We start from the raw sequence: 20,504 nt of genomic DNA on the forward strand, positions 1-20,504 counted from the left end.
TCCAGTCCCTACGGCGCATTGCCGACGACCACCACCACACGCACGACGACCACTGCGGCGGATGGCGCAGTTGGTAGTAGTTTCGCGTTGAGCATGGAAGTAGTCATTGGGGACCTTGTTGGTTTTGTGTTTAACAATATTTATACAAGCACAGCTTTACAGGGGAGACAATGGAAAATTTTTCATCAAGGAATAATTGGGGAGTCGATCACGTTTTGTACTGAAACGCAGGTAACAAAAAACCCCGCCGGAGCGAGGTTTTGTCAGCCGCCCGCGGCTGGTATCCGCAAAGCACACTGTGTTATGTCAACACTGAAAGTATACGTGTTCCGCGCAGAACGCGCAATTTCGGCACGAATTTTGACTTATTTAGCGCATAATTGAGTATCGATCACAGTTTTGATTTTGTCTAATTTTTACTGTTTATTTATACAGTATAATTCTATAATATCACTGTACGCAATGTGTTATGCGGGGCCGCATCGTTACCCGGCGCACTAAGTCCTGGCTGAAACGGGTGGTGCCGTCAGCGCCTTAACCCCGCGTGAGCACACTGTGTTATGTCAACAAGCACAACGTTTCTTCTGAAGAAGCTGCGTGCGCAACAGCTGGCAACAGGCAGCGGAAAGGTACGTCAGCTGGCAGTGCTCCTGAACCACAGGAGACGCGTATGAGCCTGGTGGATATTGCCATTCTTATCCTCAAACTCATTGTTGCTGCACTGCAACTGCTTGATGCTGTTCTGAAATACCTGAAGTGATTCAGATTCAAGCCGCACTAAAGGGGAGCGGGAAACCGCTCCCCTTTCATATTCTGCTGGCAGATTGGTGTCGTATGTGATGCTGACGCATCTTATCCGGCCCACAGTATTTATTTAAGCCAAAGTCCTTCCGGCAACATTTATTGCCGCTGTTGTTTATATTTTCTGCCGTTTTGTTATTCATCATTCCGTATATATATCTGGCTAACATTTATCAATGTGATAGATTCCTCTCCTGCATTTATTCGAATGCGTAGTAACTTATTCTAAATATATTTTTAAAAGCGTCCGTGATAATGAAAAGGCATAGAAACGTCAATTTATTATTGATGTTGGTATTACTCGTGGCCGTCGGTCAGATGGCACAAACTATTTATATTCCTGCTATTGCCGATATGGCACAAGATCTCAACGTCCGTGAAGGGGCGGTGCAGAGCGTAATGGGCGCTTATCTGCTGACCTACGGTATCTCACAACTATTTTATGGCCCAATTTCCGACAGAGTGGGACGCCGCCCGGTAATCCTCGTCGGAATGTCCATTTTTATGTTGGCGACACTGGTGGCAGTCACCACTTCCAGCCTGACGGTGTTAATTGCCGCCAGTGCGATTCAGGGGATGGGGACCGGGGTCGGCGGCGTAATGGCGCGTACATTGCCGCGTGATTTATATGAACGGACACAGCTTCGTCACGCTAATAGCATGTTAAATATGGGGATTCTCGTAAGTCCGTTGCTCGCACCACTCATTGGCGGCCTGCTGAATACCCTGTGGAGCTGGCGGGCCTGTTATCTGTTTTTACTGGTGCTTTGTGCCAGTGTGACGTTCAGCATGGCGCGCTGGATGCCGGAAACACGCCCTGTCGATGCGCCGCGTACGCGCCTGCTCACCAGTTATAAAACACTCTTTGGCAATGGCAGCTTTAACTGCTATTTGCTGATGTTAATTGGTGGTCTGGCAGGGATTGCCGCTTTCGAAGCCTGTTCCGGTGTGTTGATGGGTGCAGTGTTAGGGTTAAGCAGTATGACAGTCAGTATTTTGTTTATTCTGCCAATTCCAGCGGCATTCTTCGGCGCATGGTTTGCTGGTCGACCGAATAAACGCTTCTCTACGTTAATGTGGCAGTCGGTTATCTGCTGCCTGTTGGCAGGAGTGATGATGTGGATCCCCGGCTGGTTTAGCGTGATGAATGTCTGGACGTTGCTCGTTCCCGCCGCGCTGTTCTTTTTCGGTGCCGGGATGCTGTTTCCGCTGGCAACCAGCGGCGCAATGGAGCCATTCCCCTTCCTGGCTGGCACGGCTGGTGCGCTGGTCGGCGGCCTGCAAAACATTGGTTCCGGCGTGCTGGCGTCGCTCTCCGCGATGCTGCCGCAAACCGGTCAGGGCAGCCTGGGGTTGTTGATGACCTTAATGGGATTGTTGATCGTGCTGTGCTGGCTACCGCTGGCGACGCGGATGTCGCATCAGGGGCAGCCTGTTTAAGCTCACGTCACCGCAGCATCGTCATCAACTCCATGGGAGAACGATGCTGCTTTATCAGGTCACGCATCACCCGCATGTGCGGCGCAGAGTGGGAATAAAAAGCTTGATAGCCAACACAAAGCACGTTGCCAGGAGAATCCTCCTGGGAATGCCGGCACAAGCGATGCCAGTCGCACTCCTGACACTCCCGCCGAAGTTGTACGTTTTCGCTCCCGCACCATTTTTGCAGCGTGGCGTCAAAAAGTTCGACTGATATACGACCAATATCTGCACGCACCCAATGCTCGAACAGTGCGATTAAAAATTGTCCCCACAGTTCAGCCGTCACCGAAGAAGCTGTCAGCTCGCCCCGGTCATCAAATTCTATATGGGGAATAATTTGCACGGAGCGAAGACCCCGCTGTTTGAAATTCTGATAAAAATCGGCAGGTTGTAGCGCGTCTTTATACTCTACAACCAATTTATGCCTGTCCTCTTCAGCATTTACAACCTGACTTCCTGTCATGCGACTCTCTCAATCAATACGATTAGTTGATGTATATGCGTTACAGCAAACAGTATTGCAAGAGATAACACCGCGAGGGAGATCATAAATTTGTCACGGATTACGTTAAATTGAGAAAAATCACTATTAGTCACATCCATTAAATTACGATTACGGGTATAGCGCCAAAGTATTAATGCCACAATGGCGAGGATGCCAATAGAAATCCAGAACAACGCGCCGGCCTGATGCCAGTTGTGTTTAATTGCCAGCGCCATCAGCGCGCCATAGCCCAGCATGGTGCGAAACCACGCCAACGATGTCCGTTCTGGCTGAAGTCCGGGATCAGCAATGCGTCTGGCTTTGCGATTATCCGGCATACAGCACCAGCCCCATGACTATTACCGCTACGATCATCAATATTAAACTGATGATTAATAAGCTGTTGGTATAGGGTAAATCCTCTTTCAGACGCATCGCTTTTTCATTGCGTAACCAGCGCAGATAGCCATACATCGCTAACCCGCCGGAAAACAGGCATAACAATAACGCCAGCAGCTCACGAATGACGGGCGTGGCGAAGTCTGGCGCAAGTTGATCCAGCCCGACGCCCGCCGCCAGAAATCCCAACGCGGTACGGATCCATGCCAGAAATGTACGTTCATTAGCCAACGAAAAGCGGTAATCAGGCGCTTCTCCGAGGCGGGATATTTTCATTGTTGCTCCTTTGCACTTTCACTAACGCTCTGCCTTTAGCGGTTATTTTTAAGAATTTCGTCCGCCCGTTTCCTGATATGCTTTTGCCATCCATTACAAGGAGGTCAGATGGGTATCATAGCGCAAAATAAAAGCAGTTCACTGGGCATGCTGTTCGGTGCCATCGCTTTATTGATGGGTATTATCCACTTTTCATTCGGCCCTTTTGCCGCGCCACCACCAACGCTGGAAAGCATCGTGGCGGACAAAACGGCTGAAATTAAAAGAGGTCTCCTCGCCGGAATAAAAGGTGAAAAAATTACTACGGTGGAGAAAAAAGAGACGGTTGATGTCGATAAAATCCTCGATCAAAGCGGTATCGCACTGGCCATTGCTGCGCTACTTTGTGCATTTATTGGCGGTATGCGTAAGGAAAATCGCTGGGGCATTCGCGGCGCATTGGTATTTGGCGGCGGGACGCTGGCTTTCCATACCTTGCTTTTTGGTATCGGCATCGTGTGCAGTATTTTGCTGATATTCCTTATCTTTTCCTTCCTGACCGGCGGTTCACTGGTTTAAGCAACGCGGTAATGTTCAGAAATGCATTGTGAATACCAGGTGGAGTACCATTGACGGTAACTCCACCCAAAAAGGAGTTAGCCGATACTCCAGAAAAGCACCGCCAGTAACTGTGGTGTGATAATGCGCAGGAACATGACTAACGGATACACCGTGGCGTAAGAGAGCGCTGCCGCGCCACTGGTAGGATGAAGATTATTGGCAAACGCCAGCGCCGGAGGATCGGTCATTGAACCCGCGAGCATCCCGCACATCGTGAGATAATTCATTTTGACTAACATCCGCGCCAGAATGCCAGCCGTGATCAGCGGAATTGCAGTAATCAATGCGCCATAGCCTATCCAGCTTAACCCTTCGCCATCCACCAGTGTATGGATAAAATCGCCGCCGGATTTCAGGCCAACTACCGAGAGAAACAGTACGATACCCAGTTCGCGCAGCGCCAGGTTGGCACTTGGCGGCATAAACCAGTAAAGCTTACCAATGCTGCCGATACGCCCGAGGATCAGCGCCATAATCAGCGGACCACCCGCCAGCCCCAACTTCAACGCAGCCGGGAATCCAGGCACAAACACCGGAATGGAGCCCAACAATACGCCAAGCCCAATACCAATAAACACCGGTAACATTTGTACCTGTTGCAATTTTTGCTGCGCATTACCTAATACATTAGCAACGGCATCAATCGCGGACGGGCGTCCAACCAGGTTGAGAATATCGCCAAATTGCAGGCTAATATCGCTACTTGCAACTAATTCAACGCCAGCACGATTCAGGCGCGAAATAACGACGTCATAGCGCTCCTTAAAATGCAGGTCGCGAATACGTTTGCCAAGCACATTCTCATTGGTGACCACCACGCGTTCGACGCGCAGATCGGTGCCTTTCGTCGACAGCGAGGTATCCACTTCCTGACCAATCACCAATTGCGCATTATGTAAATCCGCAGGCTGCCCCACCAGATGAAGCAAATCGCCCAACTGAATAATGGTTTCCGGAGAAGGTACTTTGAGGGTTTCCTCTCGTTTCAATCGCGAGCAGATAACTTTATCGCCATTGAGAATCGGTACATCTTTAATCGCTAAATTATGTAAGTTAGGGTTATCAACACGGATGTTAATGGTCCTGATCAGCACGCTACCGTTAGTCCGCGTGGACTCGTGTTGCAACGCCTCAGTCTCAACATTGACGCGGAAAATAACCCGCAGCATCCACATAGTGAACAAAATGCCGCAAATCCCAAATGGATACGCCATCGCATAGCTCATCCCCATTTGATCGACCATCTCCATCGGTGTCCCCAGGTCGCGTAAGATCTGCTGACCTGCACCCAGCGCTGGTGTATTGGTGACCGCGCCGGAGAAAATCCCCAGTACCACGGGAAGTGGAATATCGAAAAGTTTATGCAGGATGGCGGTGACCAGACCACCGAGGATGACAACCAAAACAGCAAACAAATTGAGGCGTAATCCGGAGACACGCAACGAGGCAAAGAAGCCCGGCCCCACCTGAATACCGATAGTATAAACGAACAGGATCAGACCAAATTCCTGGATAACATGCAGCATGTCGCTGCTTAATGTCATCCCCGCCTGTGAAACAAAATGGCCGACGATGATCCCACCGAACAGCACGCCGCCAATGCCCAATCCAACACCGCGAAACTTGACGTTGCCGATAAACAACCCGACGACCGCCACCAAAGCCAGAATACTGACCGTTAATGCTATATCACTCATCGTCCATTTCTCTTGAAATAACATTTTAATTGCTACGGATTATGGCTGAATCGGTGAAGCAGATTTGCCTTATGGCGCACATTATCACGGTAAAGAAAGTGCCGGAACATCTTAAATTGGCGAAAATTAAAACATTGTTGAAGATTGCAGGCAAAAAAAAGCCCCACCAAACTGGCGGGGCAAAGAGAATAGCTAATTAGCTATTTAACGCGGGACGTTCGCTGATAGCGATACGCTGCGCTGCGATGGGTTCAGGCTCATTACGAATTAAATCAATATGCAGTAAACCATTAACGAAGGTTGCGCCAGAGACTTCCATATTTTCAGCCAGCGTAAAGCTCAGGCTAAACGGCTGATTCATAAGCCCTTGATGCAGCCATTTCTTCTCTTCTTTTGGCTGCTCCGGCGTGCCTTTTACGCTCAGGCGCGTTCCTTCCAGTTGAATCTCTAAATCTTCCTGACGAAAACCTGCCAGCGCAAGGGTAATGCGGTAGTGGTTATCGTCGCTTTTCTCAATGTTGTACGGCGGGAAGCTCTGGCTTTCACCGGCGTTTTGCAGTGCGTTGGCCAGTTTGTCAAAACCGATCCATTGACGCATCAGTGGGGATAAATCGAAGTTACGCATAGTCATTTCTCCTTCTAAGAAGCGAGTAAGTACCTGCAAATCCGAAGATTCGCATATGCTCCCTGACGGCGAGCATCAAATGTCAGGCCGCGCACTGCGGCCTTAGGGAATTAGTTGATTTCGATACGGCGCGGTTTTTTCGCTTCCGGAATCACGCGTTCGAGATCGATATACAGCAAACCATTTACCAGGTTAGCGCCACGAACATGAATGTTCTCAGCTAACTGGAATTTGCGTTCAAAGTTGCGTTCAGCGATGCCCTGGTACAGATAGGTGCGCTCTTTTTGTTCGTCGGCGTGAGCACCTTTCACCACCAGCAGATTGTCCTGGGCGGTAATTTCCAGTTCACTTTCGGCAAAGCCAGCCACCGCGATAGCAATGCGGTAATGGTTTTCGTCTACCAGTTCAACATTGTACGGAGGGTAGCCGCCATTACTCTGGCTCTGGTTGTTTTCTAAGTGGTTAAACAAACGATCAAATCCAATAGCAGAACGGTAAAGCGGGGATAAATCAAAGTTACGCATAATTAATAGCTCCTGAAATCAGCGAGAATGTAAGACCTTCCACAATGGACAGGTCGGATAGCCAGAACACCCATCAGGCGTGTTCTCATTGGCTACGCTATAAAAATGGGTCTGGATATGCACTTTTCAAGTCTTTTCGACGGACTTTTTTTTGCAGTTTGTGGTCTATTGCATAGACTGGGGGGCAGCACGAAACGTTAAAGTGCGATAGCCGCCACAGTGCGACATGATGATGATGTTATTTTCAGCAAGGGATCGCTATAACACATCATGCCAACACCCACGATCAACAGATGAATTTATTATGATAAGAAATGTGTTGTTAGCGTTCATGATATGCAGCGGAATGGCATTACTCGGAGGATGCTCCAGCGTAATGTCCCATACCGGGGGGAAGGAGGGAACGTATCCCGGCACCCGCGCCAGTGCCACCATGATTGGTGATGACACAACAAACTGGGGAACCAAATCGCTGGCAATTCTCGATATGCCATTTACCGCAGTCATGGATACGCTACTTCTGCCATGGGATGCGTTCCGCAAAGACAGTTCAGTTCGCTCGCGCGTGGAAAAAAGCGAAGCCGACGCGCAAGCCATCAATGCCGTCATTCCACCAGCCAGAATGCCCGTGAACTGATTTAGCGGCCAGTTTTGGTTATCCACAACTGGCCGGCTTCCATCCACGCCAGCCATTGACCATCCGGCGAGAAGACCACCGCGTCCGCCGAAGGTGGGTTGGCGTGGTTTTCGGTTAAATACTCAACCGTACCGCTTTGCGCGTGTACGCAGGCAATACGGTTATCCAGCACAACGCCCAGCCATTCTCCCGATGGATGCCAGTTGAATGCTGACTGAATATCCGTTTTGTTATGGGTTAACTGGCGCGGTTCGCCGCCCTGTGGCGAGATAAGCCACAGTTGCACAATACCGTGATCATCACGCATTAAAAACGCGATTTGCGTTCCTTGCGGGTTACACCGCACCCAGTGGCGCGGGACGTTGACTAACCCCGGATAAGCCCGATGGTGGGTAAAGGTTAAACGTCGCTGCACGACGCCACGCGGTGGCGCGGGCAGAGTTGATTCCGTTCCGCTTAACGGCGCGTCGCCCGGCAATTTCCAGCCGTTTTCATCTTGCGGCAATTCAACAATATACAGCTCCGGCACTTTCTCGCCCTTTTGCGAAAGCGTATCGCCAATAAACGCCAGAGCGTGGTTTCCTACCCATCCTTCTTCATAAGCACGATTGATTTCATCGCTGCCAGGCTGCGGCGTGGGCGTTGTTTTACTCACCAGCACGCACCAGTGGCTACCGCTGTATTCACGCGGATGCTGCTTTTGCACATTGACCGGACCAAACGGCGCTGCCACCCCGACGTTTCGCAAATCCAGCGCTGGATCGCGTTCATGCAGCACGTGGTCGTTATAGGTAAAACTCACCATTTCACCGTTCGGGCTAAAGACATGTACATGACTGCCACCGCGTAACGCCCCTGGAGTGTACGGAACGGTAATATCCATTGCATCGAGATTGCTCATCTTGCCGCCTTCAACAACCACGCCGCGACGGTGATGGAAATCGTAATGCCATGTTTCATCAGGATTTTCAGGGCCGTGGATGAAGACATACTTCTCTGACTTCGGATGAACGGTCACCACGCCGACGTGCGCGCCCTGTGACGCGCGGTAGATAACCTCGACCTCGCCGGTATGGATATTCACACGCTCAATGGTCTCACCGGTAAACGACGCGCCAGAAGGACGCACGTCAAACACCAGCCACTGGCTGTCGGGCGTCCAGGTATTGGTATTGGTGAGCAGGTGATTACGGGGAGCAAAGGTTATCTGTTTCATGGCGCGGTCCTGATACAAAACGGTTCCCGCCATCATACTTCACAAGGACTTCACTTTCAGACATTAGTCTTTTGCCATCGTGATGAATGTGAGTGAAAAGATGGAACATTTTGACGTGGCGATTATTGGCCTCGGCCCGGCAGGGTCGGCGTTGGCGCGAAAGTTAGCAGGCAAAATGCAGGTGATCGCGCTGGATAAAAAGCACCAGCATGGTACTGAAGGTTTCAGCAAGCCTTGCGGTGGTCTGCTGGCACCGGACGCACAGCGTTCTTTTATTCGCGATGGACTGACGCTTCCTGTCGATGTGATCGCCAACCCGCAGATTTTCAGCGTCAAAACCGTCGACGTCGCCGCATCGCTCACGCGTAACTACCAGCGAAGCTATATCAATATTAATCGCCATGCTTTCGACTTGTGGATGAAATCGCTGATCCCCGCCAGCGTTGAGGTTTACCACGATAGCCTGTGCCGAAAAATCTGGCGTGAGGATGATAAATGGCATGTCATTTATCGCGCAGACGGCTGGGAGCAGCATATTACCGCCCGCTATCTGGTCGGTGCCGATGGTGCCAACTCGATGGTGCGGCGACATCTCTACCCGGATCATCAGATTCGTAAATATGTCGCCATCCAGCAGTGGTTCGCAGAGAAACATCCGGTGCCGTTCTACTCCTGCATCTTTGATAATGCGATAACTGACTGTTATTCATGGAGTATCAGCAAAGACGGTTATTTTATCTTTGGCGGCGCCTATCCGATGAAAGATGGCCAGGCGCGTTTCACAGCACTGAAAGAGAAAATGAGCGCCTTTCAGTTCCAGTTTGGTAAGGCGGTGAAAAGCGAAAAATGCACGGTGCTGTTTCCCTCACGCTGGCAGGATTTTGTCTGCGCTAAGGACAATGCCTTTCTGATTGGTGAAGCGGCGGGATTTATCAGCGCCAGCTCGCTGGAGGGGATAAGCTATGCGCTGGATAGCGCAGAGATTCTGCGTTCGGTGTTACTGAAGCAGCCGGAGAAGAGCAACGCCGCCTACTGGCGCGCCACCCGCAAACTGCGTTTAAAACTCTTCGGCAAGATAGTAAAAAGCCGATGCCTGACCGCACCGGCTTTAAGAAAGTGGATTATGCGCAGTGGTGTGGCGCATATTCCACAGTTGAAAGATTATCCAACGCGCTTCACATCGCCCACCAGCAGGATGTAAGAGAGTGCGCCAATCAACGCGACGGCGGAAATATAAACCAGTGCAGGTGCGAAACCGTAACCCTGCGCCAGGTACCCCACCACCAGCGGAACGGTGATGCCGCCCAGACCACCGGCAAAGTTAAACACGCCGCCGGTTAAACCAATCAGGCGCATCGGTGCCAGAGAAGAAACCAGCGACCAGGTAATCGAAGCAAAACCGTTGCCAAAGAATGCCAGCGCCATCAGGCACATAATCATCATCGGATCGTTGGTGTAGTTAGCGCCCATAATGCAGGTGGAGATCAGCAAGCCGCAGATAATCGGCGTTTTACGCGCAAAGCCCAGTGAAAAGCCCTTACGTACCAGCAGATCCGCGACCCAGCCAGAGAGCAGGACGCCGACAAACGCCGCGAGGAATGGCACTGTGGTCATAAAGCCTGCTTTCAGCGCGGTGATCCCTTTTTCCTGGGTTAAATAGTTCGGGAACCAGGTTAAGAAAAACCACAGTGTAGAAGCCACCGCAAATTGCCCAAGATAGACGCCAATCAGTTTACGATGGAACACCAGTTTCCAGTCTTTGGCTGTTAACGGCTGACGTGCCTCTTTTTTCACCGGCGCATCGCCATCCACCAAACCGCCGCCATCACGAATGTAATCCAGTTCAGCTTTGCTGATGCCTTTGGTCAGGCGCGGCGGCTGATAAACCTTAAACCAAATCAGCGACCAGATAATGCCGATACCACCAGTGACAATGAACACCCAGTGCCAGCTCAACATTTCCTGAATCCAGATCAGCAGCGGAGTCAAAAACGCCAGACCGACAAACTGACCAGACGTATAAAAACCAACGGCGGAAGCGCGTTCATGTTCCGGGAACCAGCTGGTCACCATCCGGTTATTGGTCGGAAAAGCGGGCGCTTCGAAAATACCGGTTATCGCGCGCAGACCAATTAATGACATTAATCCCGTGGCAAAGCCCTGGAATAAAGTCGCCACTGACCAGCCAAATATCGCAATAAAGTAAGTCACGCGTGAACCTACGCGATCTAAAAACCAACCGCCGGGGATCTGACATAGCGTATAAAGCCAGGCAAAGGCCGAAAATACATAGCCCATTTGCGCTTTCGTAATACCGAACTCTTCCTGAATATGGGCGGAAGCCACGGCCAGGTTAGCGCGGTCAACATAACAAATGACCACCGTAATAAAGATCATCACCAGCGTCAGATAACGCCGACGCCCCGGCTTTGCTGCATTAACGGGAATATCCATAGCGAGCTTTCTCCAGATTTTGGGCATAGCGAAGCCGCTCACCTGCCCTGTAATGTACAGAGGGTTATATTTTTGTATTGCTGTTTTAGTGCCCGATAAGGGGCTTACGTGGCAGGAATTACCACTCTGCTACGCTGTTATCTTCATGACGCCAGAGCGGATTACGCCAGTCCGGGGCATTTTTACTGAACTCAATAACTTTAGCTTCGTCGATTTCCACGCCTAAGCCCGGTTTCGTTAGCGGTTTAAAGAAGCCGCCGACCATGCTGAAGTCTTCTTTGTTTTTCACAAAGTCGAGTAACTCCGCGCCTTTGTTGTAATGAATGCCCATACTTTGTTCCTGAAGTACCGCGTTATAGGAAACAAAGTCGATATGCAGGCAAGCGGCCAGTGCAATCGGTCCGAGCGGACAGTGCGGCGCAAGGGTCACATCATAGGCTTCTGCCATTGCGGCAATTTTGTAGCATTCGGTAATACCGCCTGCATGGGAGAGATCCGGTTGCAGAATCGAAATACCGCCCGCCTCCAGCACGCGTTTAAAATCGAAGCGTGAGAACATGCGCTCACCCGCCGCCAGTGGGATATGCGTCTGTGCCGCCAGTTTCGGGTAGTATTCGGCTTGTTCCGCCAGCACCGGCTCTTCAATAAACAGCGGGCGATACGGTTCCAGTTCTTTAATCAGCACTTTCGCCATCGGCGCGCTGACGCGACCGTGGAAATCAAGACCAAACTCAATCTGATTGCCAAAAGCTTCACGAATTTGTGCCACGGTGTTGACTGCCGCATCTATCGCGCGGGAGTTATCAATTAGCCCCAGTTCTTCACAACCGTTCAGTTTGAAGGTATCGAAGCCGATTTCACGCAGAGTTTTAATGCCGTCGATAACATCCGCCGGACGATCGCCACCGACCCAACTGTAGGCTTTAATTTTGTCGCGAACCAGGCCGCCCATCAGTTGCCAGACTGGCGCATTCAGCACTTTGCCTTTGATATCCCATAACGCCTGGTCAATCCCGGCAATGGCGCTCATCAGGATCGGACCGCCACGATAAAATCCGGCGCGATACATCACTTGCCATAAATCATTGATGCGCGATGGATCCTGACCAATCAAATAGTCACCCAGCTCGTGAACTGCCGCTTCAACCGTGCGGGCGCGGCCTTCGATCACGGGCTCGCCCCAACCGACCACGCCTTCATCGGTTTCAATTTTCAGGAACATCCAACGGGGAGGTAAACGATACGTGGTAATTTTGGTGATTTTCATTGCACTGCCTCTCGATACGCCTTAACAAATGCTGCTGCCTGCTACGTGGTACGTTCTACGGATTGCCCGGTGCCTGCGCGCCGTGCAATTGGGTTTCTTCACCACGCATATCATTGTGGTTATCGTCATGAGAGAGGCACACGCTGGGGATTATAGAGATATTCCCCAGTCAATTGCGATGTTGCACACTGTCATGTGATTTCCTTTAACCTTCGTGTCGAGCTGGCGATCATGGTAAGCGCCGCCTGCTCTGCCGCATCGCCGTCCTGATGCCGTATCGCATCGAACAGCGCCTTATGTTCCTGGAGCGTTTGCGGCATGTTGGCCTCATCGCCCATCCAGGTTCGTTCAAAAACCGCCCGCTGCAGCGAACTGATCGCGATGCTAAGTTGCTGTAACACCGGGTTATGCACCGATTGCAGTACCGCCTCGTGATAGCGAATATCCGCTTCGTTAAACGCCTCTCGATCCTGATTGTTGGCAATCATCTCGTTCAGCGCGGACTCAATCTGCGCCAGATCGCTGGAGGTCGCGCGCTCCGCCGCCCAGCGGGCAATCGCAGGTTCCACCAGATTTCGTACTTCGCTCATTGCACTGATAAGCCGTGGATCGTAGTCGTTTTCCAGCACCCATTGCAGTACGTCAGTGTCGAGGTAATTCCACTGGTTACGCGCTGCCACAAACGCGCCGCGATAACGTTTCATTTCAATCAGCCGCTTCGCCATCAGTGAACGGAACACTTCACGGATGATGTTGCGCGAGGTTGCAAACTCCTCACAGAGTTCCGCCTCGGCCGGAAGCGGCGAGCCTGGCACGTATTTGCCGTGAACGATCTGTTTACCCAGCGTAATGACGATGCGATCGGTTTTATTGAGAGTCATGGAGAGTCCTTGTGCTCTGTATGTTCTTCCCTACTTTACCCCGATCGATGCATAACGCGGCAACTTTGTAGTACCAGCGTGATGACATTCGCGTTTGCCGTGCGCGTAATGTAGTACAAATTTATATTGTTGTACTACAATTTAGATCACAAAAAGAACAATGCATAAAAAATGACATGCGCCGGGCAGAAATCTGAAAAGGGATGTCGGGCGCTAATCAGGAGGGAAATAAGAGTATGCTTTCAACGGCTTAGCACTCTTGTTTAAAGGATTAATCATGAAGTTGAATTTTAAAGGATTTTTTAAGGCTGCCGGTTTGTGTTCTTTGGCATTCGCGTTGACCGGATGTCTAACCGCAGGACTGGTTTTTAATACCGCAAGCCGTCCACATGCCCAGCAATGGCGGTCAGACACGATTACGGGTTTATCACTGGCAGAGGATAGTAACGGTACGAAAGGCTATGTTTTTGTTGGCGAATCGCTGGACTACCTGCTGACCACGGGTGGCGGTGATGTGGTTAAAATGCTGAACGATCCGGCAATTCATGGCGAAAGAATCACCGTCCATGATAATGCGAAATTTATTTTAAGCAGCAGTAATAAGAAATTCTCTGGTGCTATTACGCTCTATTACGACTGGAACAACGAAGAAGATAAGGCACTGGCAACACAATATGGTTTTATTTGTGATACCCGGCGTTGTACTTGGGCACTTGACGGCTTGAAAGGCTCTATCCACCAGAAAAATAAAAAAGCGGATTACTCAAACGTGATGGTTTTCCATCAACCCTTTACGGTGGGATTTTATGAGTACAAAGCAACAGATGGCGTCCCGCGCGGCCTCGTTAATGCGCTGCTACCAGTCACTCTTACGCTGGATATAGTAACGTCACCACTCCAGTTCCTGATTTTATGCACGACCAGAAATTGTTAATCGCTGCGGGCAAACGCATTCATGCTGTTTGCCCGCCCACAGATTAATTCAGCACATACTTCTCAATAGCAAACGCCACGCCATCTTCAAGGTTGGATTTGGTGACAAAGTTCGCCACTTCTTTCACCGAAGGAATAGCGTTATCCATCGCCACACCAACACCTGCATATTCAATCATTGCGATGTCGTTTTCCTGATCGCCAATCGCCATAATTTCTTCCGGTTTAATGCCCAACACGTCGGCCAATGATTTCACACCAGTGCCTTTGTTAACGCGTTTATCGAGGATTTCGAGGAAGTACGGCGCACTTTTCAGCACGGTGTATTTCTCTTTCACTTCCTGCGGAATACGCGCGATAGCCTGGTCGAGGATGGCGGGTTCATCAATCATCATCACTTTCAGGAGCTGTATATTGGGGTCCATTCTTTCCGCTTCGCAGAATACCAGCGGAATGGTGGCAACGAAGGATTCATGCACCGTGTAGTAGCTGATATCGCGGTTGGCGGTGTACAGCGTGGTGCGGTCCAGGGCGTGAAAATGAGAACCGACTTCGCGAGAAAGTTTTTCCAGGAAACGATAGTCGTCATAGCTCAATGCTGTTTGCGCCACGGTGCTGCCATCAGCAGCCTTCTGTACCAGCGCGCCGTTGTAAGTAATGCAGTAGTCGCCGGGCTGTTCCATGTGCAGTTCTTTCAGGTAGTTGTGAACGCCTGCATAAGGGCGCCCCGTCGTTAGCACGACATTCACGCCACGGGCGCGAGCTGCGGCAATCGCATTTTTAACGGCGGGTGAAATGGTGTGATCGGGCAGCAGAAGGGTGCCATCCATATCGATAGCAATGAGTTTGATAGCCATGAGTTCCCCAGGTAGATTGTTTCCTGACCCATGCTAACGCGATTGCGCTCAAAAATCAGTACAACACCTGAGGGAAAACGGGGATGCAACGCGCGTTGCGTGCTCCCCTTTTGCTTAGCGGAAAAGTTTTCCTTTCAGCAGTTCCATCCCTGCGGAAAGCAAATCGTTATTGGCTTGCGGCGAAACTTCGCCCTGCGGCGATAGAGCATCAATAATCTTCGGCAATTGTTCCGCCAGCATGTTGGAAGCAGCACTGGTATCAACACCGAGTTTTTGTCCAAGATCGGACACCGCATTTGTGCCGAGCGCCGACTCCAGTTGTTCGCCGCTCACCGGTTGATTACTTTGTTGGTTACTCAACCAGGATGTGAGAATGGCACCTAAGCCGCCACTTTGCAGTTTTTCCAGCAGCACCTGAATGCCGCCCTGCTCCTCAACCCAACTTAAAATCGCCTGATATTTCCCCGCATCGCCTTTCAGAAAGGCACCGACAACTTCATCAAAAAGCCCCATGATAATCACCTGTAAAGCGTTACGTGTTGACTCAAAAAGTATAGTTCTGCGGGATGATAATTGCGGATTGCAGAAATAAAAAGGGCGGAGATAATTTCCGCCCTTTTCTTATAGCTTCTTGCCGGATGCGGCGTTAACGCCTTCTCCGGCCTACAAAATCATGAAAATTCAATACATTGCATGAGTCTTGTAGGCCTGATAAGCGTAGCGCATCAGGCACGCTCGCATTGTTAACGCCATTAAATATCGATATTCGCCGCTTTCAGGGCGTTCTCTTCGATAAATGCACGACGCGGTTCAACGGCGTCGCCCATCAGCGTGGTGAACAGCTGGTCGGCGGCAATCGCATCTTTAACGGTAACGCGCAGCATACGACGGCTTTCCGGGTCCATCGTGGTTTCCCACAACTGTTCCGGGTTCATCTCGCCCAGACCTTTATAACGCTGGATGGAAAGACCACGACGGGACTCTTTCACCAGCCAGTCCAGCGCCTGCTCGAAGCTGGCTACCGGCTGACGACGCTCGCCACGTTCGATAAACGCATCTTCTTCCAGCAAGCCACGCAGTTTCTCGCCCAGAGTGCAGATACGACGATATTCGCCACCGGTGATGAACTCGTGATCCAGCGGGTAGTCAGTATCCACGCCGTGGGTACGCACGCGAACAATCGGCTCGAACAGGTTTTTCTCGGCATTGGTGTGGACATCAAACTTCCACTGGCTGCCGTGCTGCTCTTTGTCGTTCAGTTCGCTGACCAGCGCGTTCACCCAGCGGGTAACGGTCTGCTCATCAGAGAGGTCGGCTTCCGTCAGCGTCGGCTGATAGATAAGCTCTTTCAGCATTGCTTTCGGATAACGACGCTCCATACGCACGATCATTTTCTGCGCCGCATTGTACTCAGACACCAGTTTTTCTAACGCTTCACCCGCTAAAGCTGGTGCGCTGGCGTTGGTATGTAAGGAAGCACCATCCAGTGCGATGGAGATTTGGTACTGATCCATCGCTTCATCGTCTTTAATGTACTGTTCCTGCTTACCTTTCTTCACTTTGTACAGCGGCGGCTGGGCAATGTAAACGTGACCACGTTCGATGATTTCTGGCATCTGACGATAGAAGAAGGTCAATAGCAGCGTACGAATGTGCGAGCCGTCGACGTCCGCATCGGTCATGATGATGATGCTGTGATAACGCAGTTTGTCTGGGTTGTACTCGTCACGACCAATCCCGCAGCCAAGCGCGGTGATCAGCGTCGCCACTTCCTGGGAAGCCAGCATCTTATCGAAGCGGGCTTTCTCGACGTTGAGGATTTTACCTTTCAACGGCAGAATCGCCTGGTTCTTGCGGTTACGCCCCTGTTTTGCAGAGCCGCCCGCAGAGTCCCCTTCCACCAGGTACAGTTCAGAGAGCGCCGGATCGCGTTCCTGACAGTCCGCCAGTTTGCCCGGCAGGCCTGCTAAGTCCAGCGCACCTTTACGACGGGTCATTTCACGAGCGCGGCGCGCAGCTTCACGGGCGCGGGCAGCATCGATAATTTTGCCAACCACGATTTTCGCGTCGGTCGGATTTTCCAGCAGGTATTCTGCCAGCAGTTCGTTCATCTGCTGTTCAACCGCCGATTTCACCTCAGAAGAAACCAGTTTGTCTTTGGTCTGAGAGGAGAATTTCGGGTCCGGCACTTTCACGGAGACAACGGCAATCAGGCCTTCACGCGCATCATCGCCAGTGGCGCTGACTTTCGCTTTTTTGCTGTAGCCTTCTTTGTCCATGTAGGCGTTCAGGGTACGGGTCATCGCCGCACGGAAGCCTGCCAGGTGAGTACCGCCGTCACGCTGCGGAATGTTGTTGGTAAAGCAGTAGATGTTTTCCTGGAAGCCATCGTTCCACTGCAGCGCCACTTCAACGCCGATACCGTCTTTTTCGGTGGAGAAGTAGAAAATATTCGGGTGGATCGGCGTTTTGTTCTTGTTCAGATACTCAACGAACGCCTTGATACCGCCTTCATAGTGGAAGTGGTCTTCTTTACCATCACGCTTGTCTTTCAGACGAATGGAAACGCCGGAGTTGAGGAACGACAACTCACGCAGACGTTTCGCCAGAATTTCATATTCGAACTCGGTCACATTGGTGAAGGTTTCGAGGCTGGGCCAGAAACGCACCATCGTGCCGGTTTTATCGGTGTCGCCGGTAACCGCCAGCGGAGCCTGTGGTACACCGTGTTCGTAGATCTGACGGTGAATTTTACCCTCGCGCTGGATAACCAGCTCCAGTTTTTGCGACAGGGCGTTTACTACCGAAACACCAACGCCGTGCAGACCGCCGGACACTTTATAGGAGTTATCGTCAAATTTACCGCCTGCGTGCAGGACGGTCATGATCACTTCCGCCGCCGATACGCCCTCTTCCGGGTGAATACCGGTCGGAATACCGCGCCCGTCGTCCTGTACAGAGACAGAGTTATCGGCGTGAATGGTGACGATAATTTCTTTACAGTGACCCGCGAGCGCTTCGTCGATAGCGTTATCTACCACCTCGAATACCATGTGGTGCAGACCGGTGCCGTCATCCGTGTCGCCGATATACATACCCGGGCGCTTACGCACCGCATCCAGCCCTTTCAGGACTTTGATACTGGAGGAGTCATAAGAATTCGACATCAACGTTTCTCGCTCATTTATACTTGGGTTAATCCGTTATTTTACCCTTTTCCACGGTAAACATCTTCGAATTTTCGTCCGACATGTCTATAACGTGTTCAGCACTGATCGCGCTGACAAAGACCTGTGATTGCGTCGCTTTTAAGCGGCTGGCAAGCAACCCGCGACGCTCATCATCAAGCTCAGAGGCAAAATCATCTATCAGGTAGAGACACCGCCGCCCGCTTTCACGGGTGAGGAACTCTCCTTGCGCCAGACGTAAGGCGCACATCAGCAGTTTAAGCTGCCCACGCGATAAGGTATCTTCCACCGGCGCACCGTCGGCGCGAATGCGTAAGTCCGCTTTATGCGGGCCGTGCGCGGTGTAGGTTAGCTGGCGATCGCGTTCAAAATTACGTTCCAGCACCTCAGCGTACTCTGTCTCTTTCTCCCAGCCGCGCTGGAAAGAGAAAGTCAGAGAAAACTCAGGGAGAAATTGCTTACAGGTATCGGCCATATCAGCCGCGATACCGGCGCTATACTCCGCGCGCCAGGTGCTGATTTGCTCCGCCAACGGGATCAATTCTTTATCCCACGGGCGTAGCTGTTCGTAACGTGTCACCTGGCGCAGCGCCGCATTGCGCTGCTTGAGCAATCGCTTGAGATTGCTCCAGGCGGTGAAAAATCCGGGTTCGTTGTGAAAGCATCCCCAGTCGAGGAATGCTCTTCTGTATTTGGGGCCGCCGTTGAGTAAAGTAAACCCTTCTGGCGTTATCAGTTGCATCGGCATCAGATGCGCCAGCTCCGCGACTTTATGCCCGTCAGTACCGTCGATGCGGACTTTGCTGTCGCCCTGTTTGTCTTTGGTTAAACCAATTGCCGTCTCGCGCTCTTCGCCCTGCAAACGCCCGTGGAGCACAAACGCTTCCTGCTCATGGCGAATAACGCGACCAATCTGCAAACTGCGAAACGCCCGACCGTGGCCGAGCGTATAGATGGCTTCCAGCACGCTGGTTTTGCCGCTGCCGTTGGCACCTACCAGAAAGTTAAAGCCGGGAGATAAAGCGAGATCCGCGGTTTCGATATTGCGGAAATCGCGGATCAACAAGCGGGTGAGGGACATTACAGTCTCATTGGCATGACAACATAGGCAGCCGACTGTGATGCGGCATCTTCAATCTGCACGCTGGAAACCGAATCGGTCAGCATCATGCGCACGTTTTCGCATTTCAGCGCGTTCAGGACATCCAGCACATAGCTGACGTTGAAGCCGATTTCCATCTCCGCACCGCTATAGGTAACGTCGAGGATCTCTTCCGCTTCTTCCTGTTCTGGGTTATTGGCGGTGATTTTCAGCTGGTTTTCGCTGACATACAGACGCACACCGCGGAATTTCTCGTTAGAGAGAATTGCCGCACGAGCAAACGCCTGCTTGAGAAGATCGCAGCCAGCTTCCAGATGCTTGTCTGGGTTCTTCGGCAGAACGCGGCGGTAATCCGGGAAGCGACCATCCACCAGTTTCGAGGTGAAGATAAAGTCGCCAACGTGAGCGCGAATGTTGTTGCTGCCAATCTGTACACGCAGCGGATTGTCGCCGCCGTCGAGCATACGCATCAGTTCAATCACGCCTTTACGCGGCACGATCACCGAATGGCTTGGCAAAGATTGACCAATTGGCATTGAACAGACCGCCAGACGGTGACCGTCGGTCGCCACAGTGCGCAGTTCTTCACCTTCGGTTTCAAACAGCATACCGTTTAAGTAATAACGAACGTCCTGATGCGCCATAGAAAACTGGGTCGCTTCAATCAGACGCTTCATCGTCGCCTGTGGCAGGGTAAATTCGACTTCGCTCTGCCAGTCATCGAGGTTCGGGAAATCCGCCGCTGGCAGGGTTGACAGCGAAAAACGGCTGCGCCCGGAGCGCACCAGCATCCGCTCACCTTCCAGCTGCACGGCAATTTCCGCGCCTTCAGGCAGACCACGGCAGATATCAAAGAATTTGCGCGCCGGAACGGTCGTCGCCCCTGGTTCGTGCGGCTGAACCAGCGCAACGCGTGCCACCATTTCCATCTCGAGATCAGTACCGGTCAGCGACAACGTACCGTCAGCAACCTGTAACAGCAGATTACCGAGAATCGGTAGCGTAGGACGACCACCTAACGGACCGCTCACCTGTTGTAGCGGTTTTAATAAATGCTCACGTTCTACGGTAAATTTCATAG

The 20,504-nt window shown here is 51.5% G+C and carries 22 protein-coding genes, 2 pseudogenes and 1 other annotated feature; of the genes and pseudogenes, 6 read left to right on the forward strand and 18 right to left on the reverse strand.

Going from position 1 to position 20,504, the window contains the following annotated elements:
* Nucleotides 1-8 precede the first annotated feature (8 nt).
* The gene (ivbL, locus tag D9597_RS11205) at nucleotides 9-107 is read right to left on the reverse strand and encodes an ilvB operon leader peptide IvbL (protein ID WP_001300753.1); all 99 of its coding nucleotides are present in this window, start codon (nucleotides 105-107) and stop codon (nucleotides 9-11) included.
* Nucleotides 108-670: 563 nt separating this feature from the next.
* Here ivbL and tisB point away from each other — a divergent pair.
* Complete coding sequence (tisB, locus tag D9597_RS11210; RefSeq protein WP_000060506.1) at nucleotides 671-760, forward strand: type I toxin-antitoxin system toxin TisB; 90 nt, start codon at nucleotides 671-673, stop codon at nucleotides 758-760.
* A 296-nt stretch (nucleotides 761-1,056) separates the two neighbouring features.
* Complete coding sequence (emrD, locus tag D9597_RS11215) at nucleotides 1,057-2,241, forward strand: multidrug efflux MFS transporter EmrD (protein WP_130222495.1); 1,185 nt, start codon at nucleotides 1,057-1,059, stop codon at nucleotides 2,239-2,241.
* Between the two features lie 7 nt (nucleotides 2,242-2,248).
* Here emrD and D9597_RS11220 read toward each other — a convergent pair whose 3' ends face one another.
* Genes D9597_RS11220 through D9597_RS11230 form a run of 3 tightly spaced genes read right to left on the reverse strand, consistent with a single transcriptional unit; the run spans nucleotide 2,249 to nucleotide 3,442 of the window.
* A complete protein-coding gene (locus D9597_RS11220) occupies nucleotides 2,249-2,746 on the reverse strand; it encodes a radical SAM protein (protein WP_130215118.1) in 498 nt (165 codons plus the stop codon).
* A complete protein-coding gene (locus D9597_RS11225) occupies nucleotides 2,743-3,105 on the reverse strand; it encodes a DUF202 domain-containing protein (protein WP_130222497.1) in 363 nt (120 codons plus the stop codon). The genes D9597_RS11220 and D9597_RS11225 overlap by 4 nt, the downstream gene beginning before the upstream one ends.
* Nucleotides 3,095-3,442: a YidH family protein gene (locus D9597_RS11230; protein ID WP_000703955.1), complete on the reverse strand. Its 348-nt coding sequence runs from the start codon at nucleotides 3,440-3,442 to the stop codon at nucleotides 3,095-3,097. The genes D9597_RS11225 and D9597_RS11230 overlap by 11 nt, the downstream gene beginning before the upstream one ends.
* A gap of 108 nt (nucleotides 3,443-3,550) precedes the next feature.
* Here D9597_RS11230 and yidI point away from each other — a divergent pair, with 108 nt between their 5' ends.
* Nucleotides 3,551-4,000, forward strand: coding sequence for a protein YidI (gene yidI, locus D9597_RS11235; protein WP_130222499.1), 450 nt, complete (start codon nucleotides 3,551-3,553; stop codon nucleotides 3,998-4,000).
* 77 nt (nucleotides 4,001-4,077) lie between these two features.
* Here yidI and D9597_RS11240 read toward each other — a convergent pair whose 3' ends face one another.
* The 3 genes from D9597_RS11240 to ibpA all read right to left on the reverse strand — a co-directional run bounded on the left by D9597_RS11240 (nucleotide 4,078) and on the right by ibpA (nucleotide 6,888).
* The gene (locus D9597_RS11240; RefSeq protein ID WP_130206782.1) at nucleotides 4,078-5,739 is read right to left on the reverse strand and encodes a putative transporter; all 1,662 of its coding nucleotides are present in this window, start codon (nucleotides 5,737-5,739) and stop codon (nucleotides 4,078-4,080) included.
* A gap of 196 nt (nucleotides 5,740-5,935) precedes the next feature.
* The gene (gene ibpB / locus D9597_RS11245; RefSeq protein WP_001243431.1) at nucleotides 5,936-6,364 is read right to left on the reverse strand and encodes a small heat shock chaperone IbpB; all 429 of its coding nucleotides are present in this window, start codon (nucleotides 6,362-6,364) and stop codon (nucleotides 5,936-5,938) included.
* Nucleotides 6,365-6,474: 110 nt separating this feature from the next.
* Entirely contained in the window at nucleotides 6,475-6,888 is a 414-nt protein-coding gene (gene ibpA / locus D9597_RS11250; RefSeq protein WP_001243437.1) for a small heat shock chaperone IbpA, read from the reverse strand.
* Nucleotides 6,882-6,954, reverse strand: a sequence feature (ROSE (Repression Of Heat Shock gene Expression) occurs in the 5'-region of heat shock genes and acts as an RNA thermometer to modulate expression.). It overlaps the preceding gene by 7 nt.
* Before the next feature lie 238 nt (nucleotides 6,955-7,192).
* Here ibpA and D9597_RS11255 point away from each other — a divergent pair.
* Nucleotides 7,193-7,525, forward strand: coding sequence for a YceK/YidQ family lipoprotein (locus D9597_RS11255; protein WP_130215114.1), 333 nt, complete (start codon nucleotides 7,193-7,195; stop codon nucleotides 7,523-7,525).
* Between the two features lies 1 nt (nucleotide 7,526).
* Here the strand turns inward: D9597_RS11255 and D9597_RS11260 are convergent, their stop codons facing one another.
* Nucleotides 7,527-8,741, reverse strand: coding sequence for a DUF3748 domain-containing protein (locus tag D9597_RS11260; protein ID WP_205712910.1), 1,215 nt, complete (start codon nucleotides 8,739-8,741; stop codon nucleotides 7,527-7,529).
* A 100-nt stretch (nucleotides 8,742-8,841) separates the two neighbouring features.
* On the opposite strand from D9597_RS11260, the gene cbrA reads away from it, so the two are divergent.
* Nucleotides 8,842-9,942 carry a colicin M resistance lipid reductase CbrA gene (gene cbrA / locus D9597_RS11265; protein WP_130222501.1) on the forward strand — a complete coding sequence of 367 codons (1,101 nt, stop codon included), beginning with the start codon at nucleotides 8,842-8,844 and terminating at the stop codon, nucleotides 9,940-9,942.
* Here the strand turns inward: cbrA and D9597_RS11270 are convergent.
* The 5 genes and pseudogenes from D9597_RS11270 to dgoR form a co-directional block, all read right to left on the reverse strand.
* Nucleotides 9,903-11,195 (reverse strand): MFS transporter, encoded by a 1,293-nt coding sequence (locus tag D9597_RS11270; protein WP_001306718.1) that lies wholly within the window; start codon nucleotides 11,193-11,195, stop codon nucleotides 9,903-9,905. The genes cbrA and D9597_RS11270 overlap by 40 nt on opposite strands.
* 118 nt (nucleotides 11,196-11,313) lie before the next feature.
* A complete protein-coding gene (gene dgoD, locus D9597_RS11275; RefSeq protein WP_130222503.1) occupies nucleotides 11,314-12,462 on the reverse strand; it encodes a galactonate dehydratase in 1,149 nt (382 codons plus the stop codon).
* A pseudogene (locus D9597_RS11280) lies at nucleotides 12,459-12,530 on the reverse strand (2-dehydro-3-deoxy-6-phosphogalactonate aldolase); the annotation flags it as partial. The pseudogene D9597_RS11280 and the gene dgoD, both read right to left, overlap by 4 nt.
* A pseudogene (locus D9597_RS11285) lies at nucleotides 12,524-12,625 on the reverse strand (2-oxo-3-deoxygalactonate kinase); the annotation flags it as partial. The pseudogenes D9597_RS11280 and D9597_RS11285, both read right to left, overlap by 7 nt.
* Before the next feature lie 28 nt (nucleotides 12,626-12,653).
* On the reverse strand, nucleotides 12,654-13,343 hold the full coding sequence (gene dgoR, locus D9597_RS11290) for a D-galactonate utilization transcriptional regulator DgoR (protein WP_000174297.1): 690 nt from the start codon (nucleotides 13,341-13,343) through the stop codon (nucleotides 12,654-12,656).
* A 277-nt stretch (nucleotides 13,344-13,620) separates the two neighbouring features.
* On the opposite strand from dgoR, the gene D9597_RS11295 reads away from it, so the two are divergent.
* The gene (locus tag D9597_RS11295; protein WP_130222505.1) at nucleotides 13,621-14,277 is read left to right on the forward strand and encodes a hypothetical protein; all 657 of its coding nucleotides are present in this window, start codon (nucleotides 13,621-13,623) and stop codon (nucleotides 14,275-14,277) included.
* Between the two features lie 43 nt (nucleotides 14,278-14,320).
* Here D9597_RS11295 and yidA read toward each other — a convergent pair whose 3' ends face one another.
* From yidA to dnaN, 5 genes are all read right to left on the reverse strand, one after another.
* Entirely contained in the window at nucleotides 14,321-15,133 is an 813-nt protein-coding gene (gene yidA, locus D9597_RS11300; protein WP_130215106.1) for a sugar-phosphatase, read from the reverse strand.
* Nucleotides 15,134-15,247: 114 nt separating this feature from the next.
* A complete protein-coding gene (locus D9597_RS11305; RefSeq protein WP_205712847.1) occupies nucleotides 15,248-15,646 on the reverse strand; it encodes a YidB family protein in 399 nt (132 codons plus the stop codon).
* A gap of 239 nt (nucleotides 15,647-15,885) precedes the next feature.
* Nucleotides 15,886-18,300 carry a DNA topoisomerase (ATP-hydrolyzing) subunit B gene (gyrB, locus tag D9597_RS11310; RefSeq protein WP_130206798.1) on the reverse strand — a complete coding sequence of 805 codons (2,415 nt, stop codon included), beginning with the start codon at nucleotides 18,298-18,300 and terminating at the stop codon, nucleotides 15,886-15,888.
* A gap of 28 nt (nucleotides 18,301-18,328) precedes the next feature.
* Nucleotides 18,329-19,402 (reverse strand): DNA replication/repair protein RecF, encoded by a 1,074-nt coding sequence (recF, locus tag D9597_RS11315; RefSeq protein WP_000060112.1) that lies wholly within the window; start codon nucleotides 19,400-19,402, stop codon nucleotides 18,329-18,331.
* Nucleotides 19,402-20,502 carry a DNA polymerase III subunit beta gene (dnaN, locus tag D9597_RS11320; protein ID WP_000673464.1) on the reverse strand — a complete coding sequence of 367 codons (1,101 nt, stop codon included), beginning with the start codon at nucleotides 20,500-20,502 and terminating at the stop codon, nucleotides 19,402-19,404. The genes recF and dnaN overlap by 1 nt, the downstream gene beginning before the upstream one ends.
* Nucleotides 20,503-20,504: the final 2 nt, after the last annotated feature.

It is taken from the genome of Escherichia sp. E13S3 (genome assembly GCF_004212325.1).
In the GTDB taxonomy this organism is placed as follows: domain Bacteria; phylum Pseudomonadota; class Gammaproteobacteria; order Enterobacterales; family Enterobacteriaceae; genus Escherichia.

Bases quoted from the DNA above. Each gene is read 5' to 3' on its own strand.
- ivbL (WP_001300753.1), bottom strand. From the start codon at position 107: ATGACTACTTCCATGCTCAACGCGAAACTACTACCAACTGCGCCATCC.
- tisB (WP_000060506.1), top strand. From the start codon at position 671: ATGAGCCTGGTGGATATTGCCATTCTTATCCTCAAACTCATTGTTGCT.
- emrD (WP_130222495.1), top strand. From the start codon at position 1,057: ATGAAAAGGCATAGAAACGTCAATTTATTATTGATGTTGGTATTACTC.
- D9597_RS11220 (WP_130215118.1), bottom strand. From the start codon at position 2,746: ATGACAGGAAGTCAGGTTGTAAATGCTGAAGAGGACAGGCATAAATTG.
- D9597_RS11225 (WP_130222497.1), bottom strand. From the start codon at position 3,105: ATGCCGGATAATCGCAAAGCCAGACGCATTGCTGATCCCGGACTTCAG.
- D9597_RS11230 (WP_000703955.1), bottom strand. From the start codon at position 3,442: ATGAAAATATCCCGCCTCGGAGAAGCGCCTGATTACCGCTTTTCGTTG.
- yidI (WP_130222499.1), top strand. From the start codon at position 3,551: ATGGGTATCATAGCGCAAAATAAAAGCAGTTCACTGGGCATGCTGTTC.
- D9597_RS11240 (WP_130206782.1), bottom strand. From the start codon at position 5,739: ATGAGTGATATAGCATTAACGGTCAGTATTCTGGCTTTGGTGGCGGTC.
- ibpB (WP_001243431.1), bottom strand. From the start codon at position 6,364: ATGCGTAACTTCGATTTATCCCCACTGATGCGTCAATGGATCGGTTTT.
- ibpA (WP_001243437.1), bottom strand. From the start codon at position 6,888: ATGCGTAACTTTGATTTATCCCCGCTTTACCGTTCTGCTATTGGATTT.
- D9597_RS11255 (WP_130215114.1), top strand. From the start codon at position 7,193: ATGATAAGAAATGTGTTGTTAGCGTTCATGATATGCAGCGGAATGGCA.
- D9597_RS11260 (WP_205712910.1), bottom strand. From the start codon at position 8,741: ATGAAACAGATAACCTTTGCTCCCCGTAATCACCTGCTCACCAATACC.
- cbrA (WP_130222501.1), top strand. From the start codon at position 8,842: ATGGAACATTTTGACGTGGCGATTATTGGCCTCGGCCCGGCAGGGTCG.
- D9597_RS11270 (WP_001306718.1), bottom strand. From the start codon at position 11,195: ATGGATATTCCCGTTAATGCAGCAAAGCCGGGGCGTCGGCGTTATCTG.
- dgoD (WP_130222503.1), bottom strand. From the start codon at position 12,462: ATGAAAATCACCAAAATTACCACGTATCGTTTACCTCCCCGTTGGATG.
- dgoR (WP_000174297.1), bottom strand. From the start codon at position 13,343: ATGACTCTCAATAAAACCGATCGCATCGTCATTACGCTGGGTAAACAG.
- D9597_RS11295 (WP_130222505.1), top strand. From the start codon at position 13,621: ATGAAGTTGAATTTTAAAGGATTTTTTAAGGCTGCCGGTTTGTGTTCT.
- yidA (WP_130215106.1), bottom strand. From the start codon at position 15,133: ATGGCTATCAAACTCATTGCTATCGATATGGATGGCACCCTTCTGCTG.
- D9597_RS11305 (WP_205712847.1), bottom strand. From the start codon at position 15,646: ATGGGGCTTTTTGATGAAGTTGTCGGTGCCTTTCTGAAAGGCGATGCG.
- gyrB (WP_130206798.1), bottom strand. From the start codon at position 18,300: ATGTCGAATTCTTATGACTCCTCCAGTATCAAAGTCCTGAAAGGGCTG.
- recF (WP_000060112.1), bottom strand. From the start codon at position 19,402: ATGTCCCTCACCCGCTTGTTGATCCGCGATTTCCGCAATATCGAAACC.
- dnaN (WP_000673464.1), bottom strand. From the start codon at position 20,502: ATGAAATTTACCGTAGAACGTGAGCATTTATTAAAACCGCTACAACAG.